General features: G+C 60.4%; 22 protein-coding genes and 1 pseudogene. 11 read left to right on the top strand and 12 right to left on the bottom strand.

Annotated elements, in window-relative coordinates; translation table 11 throughout:
* Positions 1 to 232: 232 nt before the first annotated feature.
* Complete coding sequence (locus ACCD02_RS31665) at positions 233 to 838, bottom strand: LysE family translocator (protein WP_413310481.1); 606 nt, start codon at positions 836 to 838, stop codon at positions 233 to 235.
* Between the two features lie 53 nt (positions 839 to 891).
* On the bottom strand, positions 892 to 1,728 hold the full coding sequence (locus ACCD02_RS31660; protein ID WP_413310479.1) for an AraC family transcriptional regulator: 837 nt from the start codon (positions 1,726 to 1,728) through the stop codon (positions 892 to 894).
* A gap of 192 nt (positions 1,729 to 1,920) precedes the next feature.
* On the opposite strand from ACCD02_RS31660, the gene ACCD02_RS31655 reads away from it, so the two are divergent.
* Positions 1,921 to 2,256 (top strand): hypothetical protein, encoded by a 336-nt coding sequence (locus ACCD02_RS31655; RefSeq protein ID WP_413310477.1) that lies wholly within the window; start codon positions 1,921 to 1,923, stop codon positions 2,254 to 2,256.
* A gap of 17 nt (positions 2,257 to 2,273) precedes the next feature.
* Positions 2,274 to 3,422 (top strand): PQQ-dependent sugar dehydrogenase, encoded by a 1,149-nt coding sequence (locus tag ACCD02_RS31650; protein WP_413310475.1) that lies wholly within the window; start codon positions 2,274 to 2,276, stop codon positions 3,420 to 3,422.
* 94 nt (positions 3,423 to 3,516) lie between these two features.
* Here the strand turns inward: ACCD02_RS31650 and ACCD02_RS31645 are convergent, their stop codons facing one another.
* Entirely contained in the window at positions 3,517 to 3,951 is a 435-nt protein-coding gene (locus tag ACCD02_RS31645) for a PACE efflux transporter (protein WP_413310473.1), read from the bottom strand.
* Positions 3,952 to 4,058: 107 nt separating this feature from the next.
* Here ACCD02_RS31645 and ACCD02_RS31640 point away from each other — a divergent pair, with 107 nt between their 5' ends.
* Entirely contained in the window at positions 4,059 to 4,949 is an 891-nt protein-coding gene (locus ACCD02_RS31640; RefSeq protein WP_413310471.1) for a LysR substrate-binding domain-containing protein, read from the top strand.
* Here the strand turns inward: ACCD02_RS31640 and ACCD02_RS31635 are convergent, their stop codons facing one another.
* The 4 genes from ACCD02_RS31635 to ACCD02_RS31620 all read right to left on the bottom strand — a co-directional run bounded on the left by ACCD02_RS31635 (position 4,950) and on the right by ACCD02_RS31620 (position 8,687).
* Positions 4,950 to 5,588 carry a LysE family translocator gene (locus ACCD02_RS31635; protein ID WP_413310469.1) on the bottom strand — a complete coding sequence of 213 codons (639 nt, stop codon included), beginning with the start codon at positions 5,586 to 5,588 and terminating at the stop codon, positions 4,950 to 4,952.
* A gap of 35 nt (positions 5,589 to 5,623) precedes the next feature.
* Positions 5,624 to 6,889 carry a chloride channel protein gene (locus ACCD02_RS31630; protein WP_413310468.1) on the bottom strand — a complete coding sequence of 422 codons (1,266 nt, stop codon included), beginning with the start codon at positions 6,887 to 6,889 and terminating at the stop codon, positions 5,624 to 5,626.
* Between the two features lie 137 nt (positions 6,890 to 7,026).
* On the bottom strand, positions 7,027 to 8,271 hold the full coding sequence (locus ACCD02_RS31625; RefSeq protein ID WP_413310483.1) for an MFS transporter: 1,245 nt from the start codon (positions 8,269 to 8,271) through the stop codon (positions 7,027 to 7,029).
* A 110-nt stretch (positions 8,272 to 8,381) separates the two neighbouring features.
* Positions 8,382 to 8,687, bottom strand: a complete 306-nt coding sequence (locus ACCD02_RS31620) for a DUF6482 family protein (protein ID WP_413310466.1) — start codon at positions 8,685 to 8,687, stop codon at positions 8,382 to 8,384.
* A 254-nt stretch (positions 8,688 to 8,941) separates the two neighbouring features.
* Here ACCD02_RS31620 and ACCD02_RS31615 point away from each other — a divergent pair, with 254 nt between their 5' ends.
* The 5 genes from ACCD02_RS31615 to ACCD02_RS31595 all read left to right on the top strand — a co-directional run bounded on the left by ACCD02_RS31615 (position 8,942) and on the right by ACCD02_RS31595 (position 14,048).
* Positions 8,942 to 10,261 (top strand): MFS transporter, encoded by a 1,320-nt coding sequence (locus ACCD02_RS31615; protein WP_413310464.1) that lies wholly within the window; start codon positions 8,942 to 8,944, stop codon positions 10,259 to 10,261.
* Positions 10,262 to 10,886: 625 nt separating this feature from the next.
* A complete protein-coding gene (locus ACCD02_RS31610; protein WP_413310462.1) occupies positions 10,887 to 11,135 on the top strand; it encodes a LuxR C-terminal-related transcriptional regulator in 249 nt (82 codons plus the stop codon).
* A 220-nt stretch (positions 11,136 to 11,355) separates the two neighbouring features.
* A complete protein-coding gene (locus tag ACCD02_RS31605; RefSeq protein WP_413310461.1) occupies positions 11,356 to 12,075 on the top strand; it encodes a hypothetical protein in 720 nt (239 codons plus the stop codon).
* Between the two features lie 251 nt (positions 12,076 to 12,326).
* Positions 12,327 to 13,268 carry a hypothetical protein gene (locus ACCD02_RS31600; protein WP_413310460.1) on the top strand — a complete coding sequence of 314 codons (942 nt, stop codon included), beginning with the start codon at positions 12,327 to 12,329 and terminating at the stop codon, positions 13,266 to 13,268.
* A gap of 78 nt (positions 13,269 to 13,346) precedes the next feature.
* Entirely contained in the window at positions 13,347 to 14,048 is a 702-nt protein-coding gene (locus ACCD02_RS31595; protein WP_413310458.1) for a hypothetical protein, read from the top strand.
* On the opposite strand, the gene ACCD02_RS31590 is transcribed toward ACCD02_RS31595, so the two are convergent.
* Positions 14,049 to 15,128: a diguanylate cyclase gene (locus ACCD02_RS31590; RefSeq protein ID WP_413310456.1), complete on the bottom strand. Its 1,080-nt coding sequence runs from the start codon at positions 15,126 to 15,128 to the stop codon at positions 14,049 to 14,051.
* 265 nt (positions 15,129 to 15,393) lie between these two features.
* Between ACCD02_RS31590 and ACCD02_RS31585 the strand changes: the two genes are divergently transcribed.
* The gene (locus ACCD02_RS31585; protein WP_413310455.1) at positions 15,394 to 16,035 is read left to right on the top strand and encodes a LysE family translocator; all 642 of its coding nucleotides are present in this window, start codon (positions 15,394 to 15,396) and stop codon (positions 16,033 to 16,035) included.
* Positions 16,036 to 16,212: 177 nt separating this feature from the next.
* Here ACCD02_RS31585 and ACCD02_RS31580 read toward each other — a convergent pair whose 3' ends face one another.
* Together ACCD02_RS31580 and ACCD02_RS31575 are read right to left on the bottom strand one after the other, a co-directional pair.
* The gene (locus tag ACCD02_RS31580; RefSeq protein WP_413310453.1) at positions 16,213 to 16,800 is read right to left on the bottom strand and encodes a polyribonucleotide nucleotidyltransferase; all 588 of its coding nucleotides are present in this window, start codon (positions 16,798 to 16,800) and stop codon (positions 16,213 to 16,215) included.
* Positions 16,801 to 16,905: 105 nt separating this feature from the next.
* A pseudogene (locus ACCD02_RS31575) lies at positions 16,906 to 17,046 on the bottom strand (restriction endonuclease); the annotation flags it as partial.
* A gap of 602 nt (positions 17,047 to 17,648) precedes the next feature.
* Here ACCD02_RS31575 and ACCD02_RS31570 point away from each other — a divergent pair.
* Complete coding sequence (locus ACCD02_RS31570) at positions 17,649 to 17,939, top strand: hypothetical protein (RefSeq protein WP_413310451.1); 291 nt, start codon at positions 17,649 to 17,651, stop codon at positions 17,937 to 17,939.
* A 406-nt stretch (positions 17,940 to 18,345) separates the two neighbouring features.
* Here the strand turns inward: ACCD02_RS31570 and ACCD02_RS31565 are convergent, their stop codons facing one another.
* Positions 18,346 to 18,792 (bottom strand): Lrp/AsnC family transcriptional regulator, encoded by a 447-nt coding sequence (locus tag ACCD02_RS31565; protein ID WP_413310449.1) that lies wholly within the window; start codon positions 18,790 to 18,792, stop codon positions 18,346 to 18,348.
* Between the two features lie 132 nt (positions 18,793 to 18,924).
* Here ACCD02_RS31565 and ACCD02_RS31560 point away from each other — a divergent pair, with 132 nt between their 5' ends.
* Complete coding sequence (locus ACCD02_RS31560) at positions 18,925 to 19,545, top strand: LysE family translocator (protein ID WP_413310448.1); 621 nt, start codon at positions 18,925 to 18,927, stop codon at positions 19,543 to 19,545.
* A 445-nt stretch (positions 19,546 to 19,990) separates the two neighbouring features.
* Here the strand turns inward: ACCD02_RS31560 and ACCD02_RS31555 are convergent.
* A partial coding sequence (locus ACCD02_RS31555) for a Bro-N domain-containing protein (protein ID WP_413310446.1) occupies positions 19,991 to 20,497 on the bottom strand: 507 nt, incomplete at its 5' end.

Raw genomic sequence — 20,497 nt, 5'->3', positions numbered from 1 at the left:
TGATATTGAGTGGGGGTTTTCGCCGGGAATAGGTCATTGAAGTCACCGCCGCCTTCCCGGCTGAAGCCGGTCCCACAATAAGGGTCAGACCCACAACAGCGGCTCCCACATGAATCGAGTTGATTCAGCCCCCCGCTGCAAATACAGGGCTGATGTGGGACCGGCTTTAGCCGGTAATAGGCCGTTGAAATCACCGCCGCCTTCCCGGCTGAAGCCGGTCCCACAGTAAAGATCAGATCAACAACGTCATCCAGGTCGATGCCAGCAACAGCAGCGCCATCACCCGATTGAACCATTGCATGCTCTTGGCCGAGCGAATGAAGCTCGCTGCGCCGACACCGGCAAAGGCCCAGGCCGTCATGCAGGGGATCGCCACCGCGAAAAACGCCAGAGACAGGTACAGCACGCGCAACGTGCGGTCGGCGTCTTGCCCGGCGAATACGCTGGTCACGGCCAGGGCCATCATCCAGGTCTTGGGGTTGATCAGCTGCAGGCTAGCTGCGCCGAACAGGCCCAGATCGGGGCCTTTCCTGTCGGTCTGGTTGGGGTCGATGGCTTCGGCCGGGCTGCGCAAGATCTGCCAGGCCATCCAGCTCAGCCATGCAATCCCGGCCCAGGACATCAGCGTCTGCAGCGCCTGATGGCGAATCAGCACATCGCCCAGGCCCATACCCACCACCAGTACCAGCGCGGCGGCCCCGGCACAGGCGCCGAGCACGATGGGGGTGGTTGCCCACAGGCCGTGGCGCGAGCTATTGGTCAGTACCAGGATATTGGTCGGGCCGGGGGTGATGGAGGCGACAAAGGCGAATAGCAAAAACGGCAGGATCGAAGACATTTTCAGGCTCGGCAGCAATGGATCGTGGCTCGATCATCGCCTTGCCGGGTGTCTCAGTCTGGAAGATTTGAGCAGCGCTTGCGGTAGTCCGCCGGGCTCATCCGGTAGGCGCGCTGGAACCAGCGGCCCAAGTGGCTCTGATCGGAAAAACCGAGTGAGGCGGCCACGTCGCCCGGAGTCTGGCCGAGCGCGAGCAAACGCCGGGCCCGGGCCAGCCGCAGCTGGATCAAATAGGCATGGGGTGCCAGGCCGAAAGCAGCCTTGAAGGCGCGGCTCAGACGAAAACGGTCGACGCCCGTCGCCATGGCCAGGTCATCCAGGCCGATGTCCTGATGCAGATGGCTATGCAGGTAATCCCTGGCCCGTTGCGCCACCAGCGGCAGGCGCGGGTCCGGATTGATCCGTTTGCGCCAGCGCAGGTGCTGGGTCAGGCTGCCAAGCAGGTTGTCCAGGGTGGTCTGGCGCACGATGCGCAGGTCTTCGCTATGCAGGGCATTGAAGGCCTGGGCGGTACACTCGGCCAAGCGCGGGTCGCGGGCCAGCGTCGCGGCAAAACTCAGCTCACAATGCTCGGGGGCCTGTTCGAACAGGGCGCGCAGTTCCCGTTCCAGCCAGTTTGGCTCCAGATACAGGGTGCGGTAGGTGAAACCCTCGGACATGGGCGCGTCGCCATCATGAATTTCCCCCGGCTCAAGCAGGAATACGCCGCCGGGCGTACTCTGATGGCGTACATCGCGGCAGTGGAATTGCTGCACGCCCTGTTCGGTCAGGCCTACCAGATAGCTGTCGTGCCAATGTGGATCATAAGCGTGGCCCTCGAAATGCGCACGGATCGTCTCGATGCCGGATTCGGCATCCTGCTTGAGAGTGATCCAGTTCTGCGTGGCCATGCCGCCGCTCCGATGACAAAGACGTTCGTCGGATGACGTTACCGCTGAATGCAGGATTTGTCTGGAAGATTTGTGCAGCCCGTCGGAAGCCTGATCATTCTTGTTACAAAAATGCAGCGCGGCCAAAAGCGAACCTCGTCACACAATCGCCCTCCAACATAGGTCTACATTTCTGTTTCCGGAGAGACCCTTATGAGCCGTCTTACCCGAATACTGTGTGCATGCGGCCTCGGCTCCGCGCTTGTGCTGGGTGTCAGCTGCGGCGTTGGCGCCCAGAACCTGCCCAACAGCACCTACGATAATCCTGGCAACAATCCCATCCGCAACGCCAATCCCAATAGCCGCCAGGGCACCGAACCCAGCACCCCGCCCATACACGGCCCGAGCACTGCCCCCAACCCGCGTCCGCCGACCCTGGAAAACGGCGGTGTCGGCAATGGCTATTCTGTTCCATCGCGTCCCGCCCGTCAGGACGCCGCTCCCGCAGGCAATTCGGGCAATAGCGGTCAACGCAAGCCAACCAATTGAGACATAAGGAACTGTCCATGTTCTATCGAACCCTGTCCGCAACCCTGTGTGCGGTCGCCTGCCTGTCCCTGCCATTGAGCGCTGCGGCCGCCGAGGTGCAGCACTACCCGAGCGAGCTGGGCAGCATCAGCGTCGAGCCCATTGCCACTGGCCTGAAACACCCTTGGGCGCTGGCATTTCTACCGAATAAACAAGGCATGCTGGTCACCGAGCGCCCCGGCGACTTGCGGGTGATCGGCGAGGACGGCAAGGTCTCCAAGCCGATTTCCGGCGTGCCGCAGGTCTGGGCCAAAGGGCAGGGCGGTTTGCTTGATGTCGTGCTGTCTCCGGATTTCTCCAGGGACCGCCTGGTCTACCTGACTTACGCCGAAGGTGACGAAAGTGGCGATCACGCCGGCACTGCGGCCGGGCGCGGACGCTTGTCGGCGGACATGACCCATCTGGAAAACTTCACGGTGATCTTCCGCCAGCAGCCCAAGCTGTCCACGGGGGCGCATTTTGGTTCGCGCATGGTTTTCGACCGCGACGGTTACCTGTTCATCGCCCTGGGCGAGAACAACGAAAAGGCCACGTCCCAGGATCTGGACAAGTTGCAGGGCAAGATCGTACGGATCTACCCGGACGGCCAGGTGCCGCCGGACAATCCCTTCGTCAATCAGAACAACGTGCGTCCGGAAATCTGGAGCTTCGGTCATCGCAACCAGCAGGGCGCGGTACTCAACCCCTGGACCGGCACTCTGTGGACCCATGAACACGGGCCCAAGGGCGGTGACGAGGTCAATATCATCGAACGCGGCGGCAACTACGGCTGGCCCCTGGCGACCCATGGCATCGATTACTCCGGCGAGCCGATTAAAGAGGCCAAGGGCAAGTTTGTCGAAGGTACGATCAAGCCATTTCATGTATGGGAAAAGTCACCGGCAATCAGTGGCATGACCTTCTATGACAGCCAGCGCTTTCCGGCCTGGGACCACAACCTGTTTATCGGTGCCCTGGCGGCTGAATCCCTGATCCGCCTGCAATTCGATGGCGACAGGATCGTTCACGAAGAACGTTTGCTCGGCGAACTGAAACAACGCATTCGCGACGTGCGCCAGGGACCGGACGGGTTTCTCTATGTGCTGACCGATGATGACAATGGCGAGTTGTTGAAGGTGGGGTTGTAGCGCGGTGATTGCCTGAATGGGTGAGGTCTGTGGGGCTTTAGCCGGGAAGGTGTATTCCCGGCTGAAGCCGGTCCCACAAAGGTGGCCTACGGTTTTATGTACTCCGCTGCTCCATCGCCGACTCCGGCACATCAAACACCCGGTCAAACACCCACTGGAACACCAGCGAATAGACGAAGAAAAACCCGAACAACCCCAGGTTGGTCGCCAGTGCCGCCCACCAGGAAATGCTCAGCCACCAGGCAATCAGCGGCAACAGCATCAAGGTCAGGCCGCCTTCGAAGCCCAGGGAGTGCAGCAGGCGACGGCTCAGGGTGCGCTGGCGCTTCGGTTGGCGGGCTTCCCAGCGTTCGAACAGGGCATTGAAGATCATGTTCCAGGCCAGGGCGCTGGCCGACATCAGAATCGACAACAGCCCGGAATAGACCATGCCCTGGTCATACAGCAGGTCCAGGATCGGAGTAATGAACGCTACCGCTACGCCTTCGTAGAGGACGGCTTGCAGCACTTTGCGGGTGGGGCCTTGCATGGCGGGTCTCCTTGGTCAGTGCCCGCACGTTAATGGCAAATCCTCCGTGAGCAAAATGAGATAAATTCAGCCTCGCTCAATTCAATTCACTTGTGGCGAGGCTGCCCGTGTTCAGCAAACTTCCCCTGACCGCCCTGCGCACCTTCGAAGCCGCAGCGCGTTTGGCCAGCTTCAAGAGCGCCGCCGACGAACTGGCGGTCACCCCGGCAGCGGTCTCCCATCAGATCAAGGCACTGGAAGCCTGGCTGGGCACGCTATTGTTCACCCGCAGCGGCAAGGGTGTGCAGCTCACTGCTGAGGGCGAACGCCTGTCTCGGGACGCTCACGCGGCGCTGCTTGATATCAGCCGCAGCCTCGAAGCCCTGCGTCCACGCGCGGACTCCCATACCCTGATCCTTACCACCACCCCGGCACTGGCGGCCTCCTGGTTGATTCCCCGACTGGGGGATTTCTATCGGCAGTGGCCGTCGTTCAACGTGCGGGTCGAAACGGCCAATGAAGTGCTGGAATTGCTGCGTGACTCGAGCATCGACCTGGCGATCCGCACCGTTTCCCGGGAAGACCCGGCGCTGCTGCACAGGCCCTTGATGAGCGAGAACTTCGCCGCCTATGCCGCGCCGGGGCTGGCCGATCCGGCAAGCGCCGAGCGCCTTGAGCTGATCGACCTGCGCTGGGACATTCCGGGAGGCTTTGCCCTGGACTGGGCAACCTGGTGCGCGGCGGCAGGGCACGGCGACTGGCTGCCACGGGCGGTCTTGCGTCATTACGAGGACGAGCATTTCGCCTTGAATGCGGCGATTGCCGGGCAGGGCCTGGTATTGGCGAGCAGCGTGCTGGTGGCCGACAGCCTGGCCAAGGGCCTGCTGGTGCCTTATCGCCCCGAGGTGCGTTTGCCGGGGCCGCGTTACTTTGCCGTGTGCGTACCCGGGCGCGAACGGCAAGCCCCGGTCAGGGAGTTCCTGACGTGGCTTGAACAGCAGGCCACGTCGACGGCTTGATCAGGGTTTGCGCGGAATCAGGCTAGGCACCGCATGCATCAGGGCATTGACGGCGAAGCCGATGAACATCAGGCCGCAGATGCGAGTGATGGTCAGCTCATGGCGCTGATACAGGGTGCGCACATGGCGAGTGCCGACCAGGGTGATGATGATCGAATAGGCGATGATCCCGCCCAGGGTGCTGAGCAGGATCAGCAACGGCAGCATCGACCAGTTCAACAGCTCGGCGCGGCTGGAGATCAGGGCAGTGAAGGTCGCCACGGCCACCGGGTAAGCCTTGGGGTTGGTCAGGCCGAACATGATGCCGTGCCAGAACGGCCGCCGTGCCGTGGCCTGGGGCTGGCCGTCGCTATTGCGTTTGGCGGTGATCGCCTTGAAGCCGAGCCAGAACAGGAACAGCCCGCTCAACACGCCCAGCACATCGAACGCCGTGCTGCCGATCACTTTGGCGCCGATGATCGCCGCCAGCGCCGTGCTGCACCAGATCACATCACCGAGCAAATGGCCGCTGAGAAACGCCGCCCCGGCCTTGCGCCCGTTGGCCGCGCCAATGCCCAGCACGGCGAGGACACCCGGCCCCGGCGAAATGCCATAGATAAATCCCGACATCAGTACAGCCAACAGCAATGAGAACGTCATGAGCCTGATCCTTGTTAGGGTTCAGGCAGTCTATGTCAGGGTGTTGCCGGAATTCGAGGTGGCGCTGATTTAAATTTCTCGCACAGGCGACTGGCGCACACCGAGCCCACTACCGCAAGAATGATCGGTACCAGAAAGTCATGATCGATGCGGGTGAATTCGGCGATCAGCACGATTGCCGTGATCGGCATGCTCATGGAGGAAGCGAGAAACGCCGCCGCGCCAATCACCGCGAATGCGCCCAGAGGAATGCCGGGCCAGGCCAGGCTCCACAGGCCGCCCAGCAGAATTGCCAGTAGCGCGCCAATCGCCAGGCCCGGTGTCAGCAAGCCGCCCTCGGCCCCGGCGCGCAGGGTACTGGAGGTGATCACCAGCTTGACCAGCAGCAACAGCGCTGCCAGGCCAATCCCCAGCTCACTGTCGAAACCCAGTTGCGCCGGACCTTTGCCGTTGCCGAGAATTTGCGGCAGATAAATCGCCACGCAGCCAATCAGAGTGAAGTTGAGCAGCGCCAGCACCGGCAACTGCCAGCCCCGCGCCGCCTGTTGGCGAGCGTGGCCGGTCAGGCGCACAAAGCCGTGGGCGGCGATCCCGAACAACGGCCCACAGATCAGCGCGAAGGCAATCAGGCTGGCGCTCAACGGCAATTTCGGCAGCACATATTGCGACTCGGCGCCCAGGCCCAGCCAGGCAACAGAGGCGCCGATGGCCGATGTCGCCAGCGCCATCAACGCAGCGGGCCAGGTGAAACTGCCGACCAGCACTTCCAGCACAAACACCGTGCCACCCAATGGCACGTTGTACACCGCAGCCAAACCGGCACCGGCACCGCAAGCCACTAAAAGGCGATGAGTCGCCACGGGCAGACACGCCCATTGCGACAAGGTGCTGGCCACCAATGCCCCGACCTCTCTTGGCGCAACTTCGCGGCCCAAAGGCGAACCCAGGGCCACGGTGATGATTTGCAGCAGGGCATGGGCGAGGGTGGTCTTGACCGGCATCAGCGGCGCCTTTTCCCCGACCGCCTGTTTGATGCTGACCAATGGCCGGCCCCAGCGATACACCGTCCACCAACCGATTCCGCCGACCAACCCGCACAAGGCCATGACCGCGACCCGCCGCTCGACCGAGGCGCTGCTCACTCCCAGCAGGAAACTCTCGTGGCTGCTCAGCGCATCCTGCCCGTAGCCGTAGGCCAGGTGCTGAATCAGATGCAGCAGCAACGCCAGCAGCATGCCACCCAGGCCCGCGCCGATGCCGGTGAGGATGACCACGGTGGCCAGTTTGAGGTGAGCACGCATATCAGCAACCCGAGGAATGAAGGGTGGCAGCGTGGGGGCTGATCGGGCGTTGCGCCATCATCCATAGGTTTATCCGGGAATCGCTGTTGATGCGTTTACCGTGGAAGCCGTTTTACGGGGTGTGGGAACCGCAGTATTCAGGTGGGGCTGCGAGCGACGTTCTGAGGCTCGCGCTCTGCAGCAGACGCAAGCAGGGTTTCCGGCATCGCCAGCATCAGCAGAAGCAGGGCAAGGGCAGCGACGGCCGCCAGGGTGAGGAATGCCGCGTTGTACCCTGCATGCTGAACCACCAGTCCCGCCAGGCTGCTGCTAAACGCCGCGCCCACGCCGAACAGGGTAGTCAGGGCACCGAGGCTGACGTTGAACCGCCCCGTGCCCCGGGTCAGGTCCTTGACCACCAGCGGGAACAGTGCGCCAAAAAGCCCGGCGCCGACGCCATCGAGCATTTGCACGGCGACCAGCCAGTAAGGATCGCTGGACAAGGTATAGAGCACGCCGCGTACCGGCAGAATGGCGAAGCCTGCCAGCAGCAACGGCTTGCGTCCCCAGAGATCGGCACGCGCGCCTACCAGCAGCGCTGCAGGGATCATCACCACCTGGGCGGCGACAATGCAGGCGGAGGTCAGGGGCGTCGCCAGGCTAAGGTCTATCTGCGACAGTTTCTGACTGACCAGGGGCAGCATCGCCGCGTTGGCCAGGTGGAAGAGCGCACAGCACGCGCCGAAGATCAGCAACGCGCGATGATGCAGCAAGGCTTTCCAGCCGGAAACATGGACGGCCTCCCCTTGGGCATGTTCAAGCCCGCGGGCGGCCTCATGATCGATGGCATCGGCCGATAGGCCGGCGACCGCCAGGATACTGGCCACAGCCATGGCCGCCATCAGGTAGAACACGGCAATCGGCCCGAACAGGTAAGCAAAGCCACCAGCGAGGAGGGCGGCGCAGGCGTTGCCGGCGTGGTTAAAGGTTTCATTACGCCCGGTACGGCGGGTAAAGGCCTTGGCGCCGGTCATACCCAGCGAGATCGCGGCGATGGCCGGGGCAAACACCGAGGCTGCCGCAGCGCCAAGGGCCTGGGTCAGGGCGACCCAAGTGAATCCCTGGATGAACGGCAGGATTAGGCAACTGCCTGTCACCAGCAATGCGGCAATGATCACGACCGCACGCTTGGCCCGGGTCCGGTCAATCAGGGCACCGGCTGGCGTCTGAGTGAACAGCGCTACCAGCCCGGCGACGGTCATTACGCTACCGATGCTGGCCGGTTCCCAGTGCTGCACGGCCAGCAGATAAATGGCCAGATAAGGACCCAGGCCGTCACGCACATCCGCCAGGAAGAAATTAAGGGCATCCAGGGCAACGCTGTTGCGGCGGGTGGGATTCATCACGGTGAGTCTCGATGCGTATTCGGGGAATTGAGGCTCTGTGCGGTTTTTGACAGGTTAAGTTCCGTTACCCGCCAAGTATTCATACATGTGAGGCCGCGCCGCGCTGTTCAGCGCCAGGCTTCCAGGGACACCGGGATGCGCAGGGGTTGCTGCAGCGCGTCGTCCAGGCCGCACATTTCATTGTACGGGGAGGCGTGGACCAGGAAAAAAGGTGTTGGGGGCAGACCTTCCAGAAGCAGGCGCGCCTGTTCCACGGAGCGCAGGTGCATCACCTTGTCCTGGTCGTTGCGCAGCATTGAGGTGTGGCTGGCGGTCCGTATTTCCAGCAGATAAATACCTGACTCCAGAGAGAGCAGGTTGAGTTCATCGACGCTGCCTTGTTCTGCCAGATGGAACAGTTCCTGTTTGTTCATGCTATGCCCCAATGGTTTCGTGCGGTCGCTGGTGGCCCTGTGTGGGACCGGCTTTAGCCAGGAAGGCTGCGCTCCACACGAAAGAAATGTAGCGAATGTACCGGCCCTTTTCCGGCTAAAGCCGGTCCCACAAATACACGCTCGTCCTGCAAATCGTAAGCGACCCGCACCATCCTGCCACGCTTTGCTATTCTTCGCGCCCGGTAAGCGGGCCACGGCCCATACCGTCAAATGAATTGTGTATGGGAGCTGTCATGACGGCTAATGTTCGCCCACGTCCCCCGCGGTTTTCCGGGGGCGATTACAAAACCCTGGGCCTTGCCGCCCTGGGTGGTGCGCTGGAAATCTACGATTTCATCATCTTCGTGTTTTTCGCGCTGACCCTCAGCCAGCTGTTCTTTCCACCGGAAATGCCCGAATGGCTGCGCCTGTTGCAGAGCTTCGGCATCTTCGTCACCGGCTATCTGGCGCGTCCGCTGGGCGGCATCCTGATGGCCCACTTTGCCGACAGACTGGGGCGCAAACGGGTGTTCAGCCTGAGCATCCTGATGATGGCCCTGCCATGCCTGCTTATCGGCCTGATGCCGACCTATGCGCAGATCGGCTACTGGGCACCCCTGATTCTGCTGGGGCTGCGTATTCTGCAAGGCGCTGCGGTGGGGGGCGAAGTACCCAGCGCCTGGGTGTTCGTCGCCGAGCACGCGCCTGACGGCCATCGCGGTTATGCCCTGGGCGTGCTGCAGGCCGGGCTGACGTTCGGCTATCTGTTGGGAGCACTGACCGCGACCTGGCTGGCCAAGGTCTTCACGCCGGCGGAAATCCTCGATTACGCCTGGCGCCTGCCATTTCTGCTGGGCGGCGTATTCGGCGTCATTGGCGTCTGGCTGCGCCGCTGGCTGAGCGAGACACCGGTATTCATGGCCTTGCATGCCCAGCGTCGGGACATGACCGAGCTACCCCTGCGTGCCGTACTGCGCGAGCATCGCCAGTCGCTGCTGCCTGCGGCTCTGCTGACCTGCGTGCTGACCTCTGCGGTCGTGGTACTGGTGGTCATTACGCCGACGGTGATGCAGCAACGCTTTGGCATGACCGCCATGAACACCTTTGCCTTGAGCAGCGTCGGCATTGTCTTCCTGAATATCGGCTGCGTGCTGGCCGGTCTTCTGGTTGATCGCATCGGTGCCTGGCGCGGGGTGATCCTCTACAGCCTGCTGCTGCCAGTGGGTGTCGGCCTGTTGTATGCGAGCCTGATCGGCCAGTGGCTGCCCCTGACCATTGCCTACGCCATCGCCGGTCTGGGATGTGGGATTGTAGGCGTTGTGCCGTCGGTCATGGTCGGTCTGTTCCCTGCGAATATTCGCGTCTCCGGGATCTCTTTCACCTACAACATTGCCTATGCGCTGTGGGCCAGTACTACGCCTTTGCTGCTGATCGTGCTGATGCCCTGGAGCCCTTGGGTATGTGTCGGCTACTGCGCGGTAATGGGGGCGGTTGGCCTGGGGACGGCTGCTTTTTTCGGCCTGCGCCGGGGGATGCAGCTTGAGGACGCGGAGGTGGTTCACGCGCCGCGGTGATGCAATATACCCGGCTGATGGGGTTTTTCTGTGGGACCGGCTTTAGCCGGGAAGGCGTATTCCCGGCTGAAGCCGGTCCCACATCAATCCGGTCTGGCATCCGGTTTTGTAGGCGCTGGCGAAGGCTGCGAATGGATCTGTTTTGTACGCCGCTTTCGCAGTCCTCGGCATCCCCTACAGATTCCTTCGTTCACGTCATTTATCGCTGTCAGTTATTATTCTCCCTATATGTAGTTTCTTTCCTACAGGTTTGAAGTCCTTTTCTCTGCCGAATCCCTGAATATTCCTTGTCGTAATTAATTGTAACTACTGATTGTAATACTATTTTACTGCGCTTATGGTTTGCGTCTGGAACTGCCGGAAAGTTAACTGTGGGCGAGTAGATACGAGTAGGAGTGGTTACTTTGCTATGTAGGATTTTTCTTTGCTTTGTAGGAAATGTCTGTACGCCTTTTAATGTGCTTGTCGGGGTTGAGTATATGTGGCGTCAGTTAATTTGTAACTGCGGGCAAAAACTTCTAAAAGAAACAAAGTTCAGGCCGATGCACTTTTCGTGGTCAGGATGAATACCGTGAAAGGCATCCTGCACGCTCAAATGCAAGAATCGCGAACAGGAGGAAAACCGATGCGTGAACCCATACGGCGGCTGCAGGTACTGGCCCTGGTGCTGCGCGGCTACGCCAACAAGGACATTGCCGAACACTTGAACATGAGTATCTATACGGCCCGGGACCATGTTTCCGTGTTGCTCAAGACGCACGGGGTTAAAAGACGTGCCGAACTCATGGCGTTGCATGTCAGTAACGCCAAAATGCGCAAAATCGCACAACCCCCGACATCTGTCGGATTGTGCCCGAATATCAACGAGACCTAATATTCGGAGCCCCCGGCAAAGGTTGTTTGTTTGTCGCGTTTCGTGGCGCAGGCGTTGTATTGCAAGTCGCTTACTACTATGGCGGCAAGACTGACACTCTCGATAGCGCGCTATGTGGCGGCCTGGTCTTATATCCGATTTTTAATGGGCTGTTAGCGCTTTCCCCTATTCATTGCCAGGCCCGGAATGCCTGGGGTATTTCACTATAAGGAGTCATGAGATGAATGCAGTTTCACTTCATCAGGATCAATTGCCACAGCCATCGACCCCGTTGGGCTGCATTGCGGTCGATCCTGTGGCAGTGCGCAATTTCCGCAAGCTGGCGGCCAGACAGGCGCCGCTGTCCCACTCGGTCCTGTGCGAGCAGCAGGCCAGCCTGATGGGGCCCAAAGGCCTTTTTGCGCAGTTCGCCCGGCAAATCATTGAGCTGGGTCGGCAAGCGCCGCAGCTCGATGATTTGCTGGAACTGGAGCGTCCCGAGCGCAGGGAGCAGGCCGAGAGTGCCGTGGATTTCGTGCTGGGTTTCCATCATCGCCGATCTTATGCCGAAAACCCCTTCGAGCAGCGTTCCCGGGCTTTTCTCGGCGTGGCGGTGTATGACGAGCTGGCGTCTTTCACCCTCGCCGAGCGCTACGCCGCCAGCCAGGCCTTGCGTCACCTCGATGGCGAATACTTCATCAAACTGATCGCCACCACCCGTGAAACCGTAGAGCGGCGCATCGTCTTCCACGGCCTGCTGCAACATTTCGACGCCCTGCTGCCCATCGAACGCAGCATCTACCCCTACAACTATCGCCAGGTGCAGCAGGAGCACCTGCAGCGTGAAGAGGCGCTCTATGGCCGCCTGCAACTGGACGCGCCCATCAGCCTGCTGTTGCAGGAGCGTACGCCCGAATGGCTGCTGGCCAATCTGCCGCGCCTCAACCGTGCGGCGGGTTGAAGAGCGACTGACCCGCCGCGAGGGGGACGAGTACGAGGCGAAGTCTGAATTGAAATGAAATCTGTGCAGGAGCTGCCGAAGGCTGCGAAAGCGGTGCATCAGATACATCCATTCGCAGCCTTCGGCAGCTCCTACAGGGCCGTGTGTACCGCGTGACAGAGCGGTGTCCCGGACGATCGCCCTGAATCAGTTGCAGCAAAAATGCCCCTCCATGGACGGAGCAAGGGCTTCAGGTAAAACAAGGAGGCACCATGAGAGTCCCGCAATCGCAAATCAACACCATGGCCCGGTTCAATGCCCTCAAGCTCGCTGAAGAGCACGCAGCCAAAAAGACAGAGACCCATAAACCGAAGGAAACTGCATCGACAACAGAGGCCAGGAAAACCGCCACCCCGGCCAACGCTTATTCCCCCGCCAAACTGGCGGTCGATCCGGGTGAAGCCGCGTCCATCAGTGGCAAGACCCTGTTGTTGAGCCGGGTGTTCCGCTGTCTTGATCCCAAGATCGAACCGGCGGTCGTCAACGAGTTCAATGAGACCACCCGCAAGACCCCGCAGGCGCAGTTTCTGACGGCGACCGACCGCAATCTGCTCGGCGATATCTACGAATATGCCCAGAAGCAAAATGTCGATCTGGGCTATGTCGATCAACTCGCTGGCGTCCTGGGTCAGTTTCGCAAGAGCAACAATGGCGAACAGATGTCCATGGTCGATATTGCCGTGGTGCCGGGGCAGACCAGGAAGTACGACTACGCCGACACCGACAAGGCCATCATCGAACGGATCATGAGCAGCGAGGCGTTCAAGACCACGCAACTGGACCCGGACTTTATCCGTCACGCCGCCGACAGCAAGTACGCCCATATCCGCCACACCGATTTCAACTTTCTCGAAGCGGTCGTCAATAAGTTCTCCACCGAGGGGGAAAAGGCGTCACCACTGGGTGATCGTTTCTCACGCTACAGCGGGCCCAGGGACTACCACGCGCCGGCACCCATCGTGACAGCCGAGCAGCCGACCAAGCCCAAGGTCGATCCGAACCTCTATAGCGACCCGACACGCAAGTGGGGCGCCAAGGCAAGCTTCTCGCAGCCGACCATGGAACACATCTTCCGCACCCTCAACAAAGTCTTCGGCCGCAATGCCCATCCGGGGCTGTTCGACTTTCTTGCCGACCGGGTGAAGCGCGACTGAGCTATCGCCGCGATATGCGCGGGTGCACCGTTCGGGTCACCCGCGTGCCTTATTTCTTGCAGTGATGAGGAACGAATCATGGCCATGGTCGAATCCAGAATTATCGCGCCGGTGGCGTCCGGGCGTATCGATCGCAACACAGTGAGTGGACAGATGCGCCTGGCAACTCGCGCGGCAATCACCGGGCAGAAACCGCCACCTGCTGTGTCCATCAGTGGCGAAGGGCTGCTGAAACAGCGTTTGAGCGACAAGAGCAAAAGCAGCGCGATCAATGCTGCCGACAGCAAAAGCCAGGTCGAGGCAAAACCGGCGATCGAACAGTTGAACAAGGCGGATCGGGCATTGATCAGCGACATCTACTTCCACGCACGGGAGCAGGGCGCAGACCTCAAGTATGTCGATGAGCTGGCCAGGAACCTGGCGCGCTATCGCGAGCAACAGGGCGACCCCGACAAGGCCGCCAAAGAGCCACGTGGCTATTTCACTGACAGCGAGCGGCCCATACTCAAGCGCATTCGTGACAGCGAAGCGCTGAGCAGCACGCGGCTGGATCAGGATTTTGTGCGCTACATGACCGACCCGGACAACCCTCGTGTCCATGGCAACCTGGAGTTCATGGAGCAGGTCATGCACAGGTTTTCCGACAAGGCTGGGGAGGCGCCGGGCCTGAGCAGTCAGTTCGCGCAGTACAGCAGCGTGCCCAAAGCCGACAAGCCCGAGGAGAAAAAGCCGACACAAATGCCCGGCCTGTTCGGCATGCTGGCCAAGGCAATGAGCTGATTACTCCAACTGCGGATTGGACCAGGCAAACTGCGCCGACTCGGTGGTGGCCACGACCACCTGATTACGCCCATTGCTCTTGGCGCTGTACAGCGCCTTGTCCGCTTCATGCAGCCACATGGCTGCGTCTGTCAGGTGCGGGCCGTAGCTGGCGATACCGACACTGAGGCCGATCTGCAAATCCGGCAGCAGCACATCATGGTGGGCATTCATCGCCAGGCGCAGGCGCTCGAGAATCTCGTGGGCCTGTTGGCGCGAGGTATTGGGCAGGATCACGCAAAACTCATCGCCGCCGTAACGGCCAATCAGATCGCTGTCGCGCAACTTGCGCACCAACGCATCGCTCATCAGTTTGAGCACGGTATCGCCGACAATATGACCGTAGCTGTCATTGATGTTCTTGAAGTGATCGATATCGATCAGGGCGATAGTGGTATTGCGTTCCAGTGTCTGGCAATTGCCGAACTCGATATGCAGCAAGTCTTTCCATGAACCATGGTTGAGTAAACCGGTGAGGCTGTCTGTACGGCTGAGTTTGCTGAGGATATGTTTATGCGCCGATAACTTCACCGCCACCTGATAAGACACCAGACCGACAGCCAACGGATAAATCACCAACATCGGCAGGCAGGCATAGATCTGCAGCGGCGTACTGCCGGGATTGAACTCCGGCGAAAAGATCAGGATGGCCATCAACGCGCCAGCAGCCTGGGCCAGGCTGCCATAGATAAACAGCCGCTGACCGCCTGCGGCAATGTTATTCATCGCCATCATCGACAGCACGGTCACCGTCGGCAATGGACTCAGGCCCATAGCCCCGGCCCAGAAGCCTCCGCCCAGGGAGTCGTAGATCAGGTTGCGGCGTTCGGCTTTATAAGGCTGACGCGACAGCCGCGCCAATTGATAAGCGACATGGGGCCAGATAAAGCCATTGAACACCAACAGCGCCCAGACCCAGCCTGACGGATGTGTAGGGTACAGCGTCGCCAGGACACTGAAAAAACCGATGCCCAACCCGAGACTGCGCGGCAAATAGATGCGCTTGGCAAATGACAATCCCTTGCCGTCGTGTTTGTTCATCCCGTTACCCACCGTTGAGCCCGAGATAATGGGCCCGCTTGATATTTCGAATTTTCTCATACAGGCAAGGCATTTTGCCATTACGGAGAAAATATATATATCAGCCAATTATATGGGGTGGATATGTGAACTTAGGTGTCAAAGTGATATTACTTTGGTGCTTTTTTATTCCTTGGCCACATTTTGTCATTGACCGGCTGCCTGCCCATCAGCTGGAATGCATCACCGATTCAGTCCTTCCAAACTACCGATAACAGGACGTGTCATGCCGGATCTCGCCAACCTGATTGCTTTTTCCCTTATCTCCCTGGGCATGGTTCTGACGCCGGGGCCGAACATGATCTACGTGATCTCCCGCTCCATCAGCCAAGGGCGCAAGGCTGGACTGATCTCATTGGGTGGCGTCGGCCTGGGTTTCATCTTCTATATGCTCTGCGCAGCGTTCGGCATCACCGGCCTGGTCATGGCCGTGCCCTATGCGTACGACACCCTGCGCCTGGCGGGTGCCTTGTACCTGTTCTACCTGGCCTGGCAAGCCATCAAACCCGGTGGCCGCTCGCCTTTCCAGGTCAAGGACCTGCCTCAGGACAGCAACAAAACCCTGTTCCTCATGGGCCTGATGACCAACCTGTTCAACCCCAAGGTCGCTGTGCTCTACCTTTCCCTGCTGCCGCAATTCATCAGCCTCGACCACGGTGCCGGCATTCTCAGCCAATCCCTGGTCCTGGGCAGTTGCCAGATTGCCGTCAGCCTCACCGTCAACGCCCTCATCGCCATGGCCGCTGGCTCTATCGCCGGATTCCTCACCCAACGCCCCAACTGGGCCACCTTCCAGCGCTGGCTGATGGGCACGGTACTGTGCGGGTTTGCGGTACGGATGGTGGTGGAGGGGAGGAAGTCGGTTTGATTGCGGATTGCCGCGAACACATGGACCTGGGGAGTGCCGACCACTTGAATTGGAATGAGATCCCATAGGAGCCGGCTTGCTGGCGATAGCGGCAGTTCAGTCACCGACTTCATTACGAGCGCTTCGCACTCGATCGCCACCAAGGCGGCTCCTACAGAGGCAGTACAGGCTCAACCCTCACTTCGCCCCAGTGACCGCCTTCACCAACACCCCATGATCCTTGGCATCCTTCTCCAGGGAAATCACATTGACCATCGCCGTGCGCGTTCCCGAGGCTGCGGTAATCGTCGTGCTGATCACCCGACCACCGTCCACGTCGCCTGCGATATCAAGCTGTCGCAGGCCCAGGCCTTTGCGCACCAGCTTCTTCTCGCTCAGCTTCTTGAAGTTCTGGTAGCTGCTTTTCTGCTGCGCGAGCGCATCGGCGTTGATGGTGTCCAGGGTCTTTTTGTCATTGGCCGAGACCTTGGCGCCGGAGGGCAGAGGCGTTTCGGTGACGATCACTACGCGGTGGGCGGGCTTGTTCAGATACAGCGCGCCCGTGACCCCGGCCGCCTTGGCCTTGTCGTCGATCTCCGGCATCGGGCTTTTCACGTACTCCTTGGGCAGGGCAAATACCAGCTTGCCGCCGAGCATCGACACCCGTTGCGTCGTGGCCTTGGCCGGCGGATGCTTGGCCTTGCTCGCCGCCAACGCATCCCCGGCAAACAGACCACCGATCAACGCCACGCATACCAGGGCGGTTTTGAGACTGAACCTGCGCATCCGACTTCCTCTTCTAATGACGCCCGGAAAAACGAGATGGCATTATGCCTCTGTGGCTCACCCTGTGGGAGTCGACTTGCTGGCGATCAAGTGCGAAGCGTCGCCTTACTTCATCGGCGCAAAAATCGGCCGTATTCCCCGACACTTTGGATAATCCACACAGCCCCAGAAATTCCCCCCGGCATTGGCCCCGGAACCTGCCACCTTTAACACCATCTGCTTCTTGCAGTGTGGGCAATTCGGCGCCTTGACTTCCACCTCAGGCTCGGTCGGCGCAGCAACCGGCTCAACCTCGGGGGCCTCAAGCGCCTCAGGCGCCACCACTTCGGCCTCGTTCTCTTCAACAACCGGTTCAGGCTCCGGCGCAACCTCAGGCTCCGGCAGTACAACCGCCTTGCGCCGCCGCAACAACGACCCCGCAGCCCCCGCCAGGAAAATCAGCGGCAGCACGTATTGGCCAATAACCGCCATCTTCTGAAACATCGCACTTACCGCCAACCCGCCCGAATGCCCACCGGCAAACTCAGGCAGCGGCTCTACAGCTACCGAGTGCAGATACCACCCCGTAACAACGGCCAGCAGCACACTGAGCCACCACGGCTGACTGCCGAGAAAATGTACCGGCGCGGTACCAGGAGAAGAGGGCGGTAATGGTTTTTTGCGCGACATAAACAGTGCCTTGAATGAACTGCGCGAAAGCATACCGCCACCTCCCGGCAGGCGCGAACTTGTTCGCGAGCCGCTCAGGCAGACAGCCGCGGCCATTCCGGCAAAAAAGTAATTAATGGCCTACTGATATCATGGTAAAAAGCCTGTGGATCATTCATCCATCAAGCTAAGGAACGGCCATGAAAAAGACAGGAATCGTCTTTATCGCCCTCTGGGCACTGCTTTGCACCTTCCAGGCAACGGCCAAAGAAGCCAGCCTCACCGACGACGCCATCGCCCAGCGCCTGATCGACAACTCCATCGCCGCCTACTCCGGCAACTGCCCCTGCCCCTACAACACCGCCCGCAACGGCAGCCGCTGCGGCAAACGCAGCGCCTACAACCGCCCCGGCGGCGCCGCGCCTTTATGCTTCAAAGAGGATGTGACCAAGGCCATGGTGCAAGAGTATCGGGCGCGGATGAAGGGCTAGCCTGCAGCCATCTGCCCAGTCAACCGGAATGCCCCCCATAAATGTGGGACCGGCTTCAGCCGGGAAGGCGTCAGCCCAGGCGCCGCAGAACTCCTGAAACCATCCCGCACCCCAACCAGCGACCGTTGGTGATCCCGCCTCGTCTTTGGCGCCGCGCTTTCGCGAAGCAAGCATTTGGCAAGTGGCGGGAGTAAATCTGGTGGGAGCGGATTCATTCGCGAAGCAATCTGGGCAATTGCACTGACTTGACCACTCATTCGCATCGAACTCGACCCGCACGTTTCGTAACCATGACCTGCAGAAGCAGCCCCCTGGCTTCTGGTCATCACAGGCGCAAGACTACCCAAGCAGTCCATCGAATTGCCCCGGAAATCAGGGGCGATTCAAGGTCAGCCCACTCGAGTGATCAATCGCATGGCGGTGCCACCCCACGCAGGGGAATGGGTGCGGACATGACGATGGATGTGCGTGTCTCGCCAAAGTGGTTGATGCTGCCGACGAAACGCTCGAGGTGGCGGATGTCGCGGGTCACCACCCGCAGGATAAAGGAGTCTTGCCCGGTCACGTGCAGGCATTCCAGCACCTCCGGCATCTGCTGCAACTGGCCGATCAGTCGCGCCTTGTTCGATTGCTGAGTAGTCATGCCGATCAGCGCCATCACGCCGTAACCGGCCTTTTCGGCGGAAACCGTTGCGCAGTACGCCTCAATCACTCCGGCCTCTTCCAGGCGCTTGAGGCGCTCGGAAGTGGCCGGCAGCGAAAGGGCCACCCTTGGCGCCAGATCTGTCAGGGAAATACGCCCCTCACTTTGCACGATCTGAAGTATTTTCCAGGATTTAGCATCCAGCTCCATTTTTTTCAGGCATCCGGTTCTAAATTCGTAATTTATTCAGGCGATTACCCGAAACTACCGTAATCCCTGTATTCAGGATCGAGGCATTGCAACGCAGAATATCGGCCATGTCCACCGTCCTGGAGCCTGCGCATGGCGACTCTGCTGTTTCTCAAATCCGTCCTGATTGGCCTGTCCATCGCAGCGCCGGTTGGCCCCATCGGCCTGTTGTGCATCCAGCGAACCCTGGGGCATGGTGCGCGTATCGGTTTCATCAGCGGCCTGGGCGCTGCGGCGGCGGATGCCTGCTATGGTGCCCTGGGCGCCTTTGGTATCAGTGCAATCACCCGCGTCTTCGTCGCTCTGGTCACCCCGCTTGCCCTCTTCGGCGCCCTGTTTCTGGCCTGGATGGGATTGAAGATGTTGCGCGCCACACCGCCGGAACAAGCCGCCAGTGCGGGCGACCAAGCCCGCGCGCTGCCGGCCTTCGTCTCGGTGTTCCTCCTGACCCTGAGCAACCCGCTGACCATTCTCTCCTTCGTTGCCATCTTCGCCACCCTGTCCGGCGGCGAGTTACTGTCCGGTGCGGACGGGCTGGTGATGGTGCTGGGCATATTCTGCGGCTCCGCGCTCTGGTGGCTGGCCCTCAGTTTCGGCGTGTCCAGTATCCGTCACCGCCTGGGAGTCGGCGCCATGCAATGGATTGACCGCAGTGCAGGCCTCTTCCTGCTGGGATTTGCCACCTGGCAGTTGATACGCGTAATCGCCAGCTGAAAGCGGCAATGCGCCCAATGGATTCTCTTCACTCTTCGCACTGACTGGCGCTCTCTGTTATCTGAGCACTTTCTAATCACCTTGGTCAGGGAGACTGCGTTCTCATCGGTTACCGCAGCGCCATGCGAAAAGACCGAATTGCGCTGCTTCTCCTCGTAGCGCCCGAGGGTTCCCACAGCCACGACGCTGACCTCGACAGATAGCCGGTCACTTCGCCTGCTCATGGATGCTTCCTGCCTTTATTTCTTCGCCAATCGGCGAACACAGCGCAAACCTGTGGGAGCTGTCACGGCGTCCCTGACATAGCGCTGTCGCACAGCAAACACAGGACCCGTAGGAGCCGGCTTGCTGGCGATGGCGGCGTGACAGGCGCCATCTTCATCCGCTGATACGATGCCATCGCCAGGTCACATTGCTTCGCCAACAAACGCCGTCCTCTGCCCAATCAACTCAACCGAAAAACCTGCCACGCCGACCGCCACCAAGGCAGCCGCCCCTTGCGCAAACCTGACACCACCGGCACCTGGTCATGGGGCAACATCCGCGGCATATCCCGCAGCCGAATCCACGGCTCGCTTTGCCAATGCAACAGACTCACCGACAACCCGGGCCACTGCAGAAAACTCAAACTCGGCTGCGCACTATCCACCGGCAACGCCCCATCCCGAATCGACGCCACCACCTCATTGCTGATCCACCGCCGCAGACCACGGTTATCAATATGATAGTGCTGAGCCAGCAAGGCATACACCGCCGACTCCGTCACCATCAACTCCGCCACCGCCTCACCGTGATCGGCCAGCAACACCGTCCGCCGCTGATCCTCGTCCAGCTTGCGCGTGGTGCGTTCGCTCAAAGGGCGACTCATCAAACGGCCAAGGTCACGGGCGCAGAACCAGATTTGCGATTCCAGGAGGAGGGTGCGCAGGGGGCGGTTGTGGTGGAGGAAGAG

It is taken from the genome of Pseudomonas sp. Pseusp88 (genome assembly GCF_047303955.1).
Taxonomy (GTDB): domain Bacteria; phylum Pseudomonadota; class Gammaproteobacteria; order Pseudomonadales; family Pseudomonadaceae; genus Aquipseudomonas.
Note: the sequence above shows the minus strand (reverse complement) of the source record. Positions and strands in the feature narration are given on the sequence as shown.